3 protein-coding genes are annotated in these 2,669 nt (G+C 54.9%); 2 read left to right on the top strand and 1 reads right to left on the bottom strand.

Going from position 1 to position 2,669, the window contains the following annotated elements; genetic code table 11:
- The first annotated feature begins 268 nt into the window (after positions 1–268).
- Positions 269–781 (top strand): hypothetical protein, encoded by a 513-nt coding sequence (locus FPK30_RS08240; RefSeq protein WP_045925197.1) that lies wholly within the window; start codon positions 269–271, stop codon positions 779–781.
- Positions 782–803: 22 nt separating this feature from the next.
- Entirely contained in the window at positions 804–1,250 is a 447-nt protein-coding gene (locus FPK30_RS08090; RefSeq protein ID WP_015022033.1) for a hypothetical protein, read from the top strand.
- 135 nt (positions 1,251–1,385) lie between these two features.
- Here the strand turns inward: FPK30_RS08090 and FPK30_RS08085 are convergent, their stop codons facing one another.
- Positions 1,386–1,946, bottom strand: a complete 561-nt coding sequence (locus FPK30_RS08085; RefSeq protein ID WP_015022034.1) for a hypothetical protein — start codon at positions 1,944–1,946, stop codon at positions 1,386–1,388.
- Between the last annotated feature and the right edge of the window lie 723 nt (positions 1,947–2,669).

The raw sequence follows: 2,669 nt of genomic DNA, 5'->3' as shown, positions 1-2,669 counted from the left end.
CCCGACCTATTAACAACCACCCAACACGCTTACAGCCACAAGGCCAAACCCCCAACATAAACAACGCGTTTAGTTCCTATAGCCCTATAATGGTGTAACGGTGGTGCTACTGTCACCGTTGATGTAATAACTCAAGAATGATAGTTAGGCCTATCTATCAGTGCAGTATTCCAGTTTTAGCTGGGTTGTCAGAGGTGCCATGGCTGACACCGCTGACTTCGTTATTGGTTATCAAGGATGAATTGACTCAACAAACGGAAAGGGGCTTATGATGAAAGCCCTGAACACTATCAAAAGTAGGTTGCTCGCCAGCGTTGCTGTTCCACTTGCGCTGTCTATGGGAGTCGCCATGGTTCCCAGTCAGGCGATGGCTGCAGAGCCTGTGGATACCGCTTCGACATCTATCGTGAGTCAAGTCACCGATTCGCTGACTCCGAGGGATGTGCTGGAGATAGCGGATACCGCATGGGAAAACGGTGATTATGAAGGTGCTGGCATCCTGACCGAGTATGCATTCTCGATGCATGATGGCACTGCCGGTAATGGCTTCCAATCGAGGAATTGGGCTACGACGATCGCCAAGAAAGCTGTCATTAAGCTTCTGCGCTGGGGAGGTTCCAAGCTTCCTGCCAAGATTGCTCCGTGGGCCGGTCGGATTGCAGACTTCCTGGAAGCCACCGGCGTCTGGACTCATGCCGCTATCGTCTCAGGTTTGATGCAGCTGGGCATCCCTTACGATATTGCTGAATACACGGCGACATGGGTTGATTTGTTCCTCTGATTCATGGAGAGAGGGGTGAGCGATGAGTGACCGTGGACGATCAGACCATGTAACGGTTTCGGATGCGATTACCGGTGTTGGTTTTTTCGGAACTGTGTTGTTGGGTTTTGTCTTTCCTTTTGCGGTCGGCATTGGTGTCACTTATCGCTTGCTCCCTTTCGGTGGCGTTCGTTCCTGGGTGCATGGGTGGCGTGGGGTTTTGGGTACCATCGTTATCTTTCTGTTGTGGTTCTTTGGTACCTACATAACTGATGCGTTGGTGGATGTGTTGTTTAGCATGAGCAGTCACAAGGTCTTGAAGAAGCTTGTTAGCGAAGTTGTGAGTTTTGTGTTTCTCATGGGGTTGATGGCCTTGGCCTTCAGCAGGTGGGAAGCCATGGCGCTCTCATCTTTGATAACTGAGGTTCTCACCATTCTCATCTCCCTACTCGTCATTCATGCCGTTGATGCTGCAGACAAGCATGATTAATCTAAACAACGATCATTCCTAGGGAATGAAGCGGATTCGAGTGCCCCTTTTATGGGGCGGGAGAAACGCATCGGACGCGGAGAGGTCTCCTCCTTGGTTTGGGAGGAGACCTCTTCGGTTTGGTTGTGTGTGGTGTTAGTCGTCGGTGGGGTTGATGTTCTTACTGAGGGCCAGGGCGATGAGCGCTGCGAGGTTGTTGGTTCGGTCGAGGGTGAGGGCTTGGACCATGTATGAGCTGGCTTGGTCGGGGTCGCGGGCGGCCCAGGCCAGGTAGGCTCTGGAGGCGCTGAGGTGTGGGGTGGGGCCGACGGCGGCGGTGAGCTGGTCGAAGAGGTTGTAGGCTCTGTCGGCGCGTTCCTGGTTGACGGGGGTCCGGCCTTCGAAGCAGGTGGTGAGGCTGGTGAAGATGAGTTTGACGGCGGCGGGGTCGTGGGGTTGTTCGGTGATGGTGGTCAGGTCGTCTCGGGTGGTGTCGGGGTTGATGGCGGCGACCAGGAGCGCGTCGCGGTGCGGCAGTGAGGTTTCTATCAGCGCGGCCATGCGGGTGAGCCGGTCGTGTCCTATGGCTTCGGGCTGGTGGGTGCCGTCGAGTATGCGCATGATGCTGTCGAGGGCCTGTCGGCCTGCGGTGAGCATGAGTTGGGGGTCCTGGCTCAGTTGCTTGACGTCGTCCTGGAGGCTGGTTGTGGTGTTCATGGGTGTTCCTTTCCTTGGTGCCGGGACTGTTTGTGCCGACGCCTGGAATGGCGGCCCGGGTATAGCGGAGAGTCAAGCCCCCGCGTGGATCCGAACACTCCCCCGGAGGCCGAGGGGGCATGCTGTTCGGCCCCCTCGGCCGGAGCGGGGTGTGGGCGGAGACGCTCGGGGCTTGAGTCGCAGCGGCCCGGGCCAGAATGGAAGGGGGCGGCACAAACACCACATTCCCAACCCCTTCAGCAGCACGCCGCAGGCGTGCGACAGCGGCGGCCAGACATCAAGGCGCAGCCGCCGATGACCACAACCCCGGCCGAGCCGACCAGTTTTATGTTTGCCGATTGAAGGGTGATCTGCAGTAGCTCATGATAGAAGAAAGACCATCCGATAAGAAATGTGTTTATATTGTGAAGCTTTATCTTGATGAAGCTTTCTAACTGATATCCCGAGTATATTAAAGCTTGTTAGAAGCCGCCACTGCCTCTATCATATTTATATGATATGCACACTAGGGCGGCACTTTTTTATCTAAAGGGGTGTAACTGAGATGGACACCGCTCGTATTCCTTACCCTTCGCATCCTTATCAGAGCTCAGCCAATCTAGCCTCTATTCTGATACAGAACGGTCTCTCCGGCATCAGGGCCTATAGGAACTAAACGCGTTGTTTTAGGTTCTGTGTGTGGGTTTGGTTGTGTGTTGGTCAGAGTGTGGTGTTGGGGTATCT

Origin of the sequence: Bifidobacterium apousia, from assembly GCF_007559275.1 — a bacterium.
In the GTDB taxonomy this organism is placed as follows: domain Bacteria; phylum Actinomycetota; class Actinomycetes; order Actinomycetales; family Bifidobacteriaceae; genus Bombiscardovia; species Bombiscardovia apousia.
The sequence above is the reverse complement of the archived record's forward strand: the minus strand, read 5'-3'. Positions and strand labels throughout refer to the sequence as shown.

What these genes read in the sequence shown, in the direction of transcription:
- FPK30_RS08240 (WP_045925197.1), top strand. Translation starts at nt 269, where the DNA reads ATGATGAAAGCCCTGAACACTATCAAAAGTAGGTTGCTCGCCAGCGTT.
- FPK30_RS08090 (WP_015022033.1), top strand. Translation starts at nt 804, where the DNA reads ATGAGTGACCGTGGACGATCAGACCATGTAACGGTTTCGGATGCGATT.
- FPK30_RS08085 (WP_015022034.1), bottom strand. Translation starts at nt 1,946, where the DNA reads ATGAACACCACAACCAGCCTCCAGGACGACGTCAAGCAACTGAGCCAG.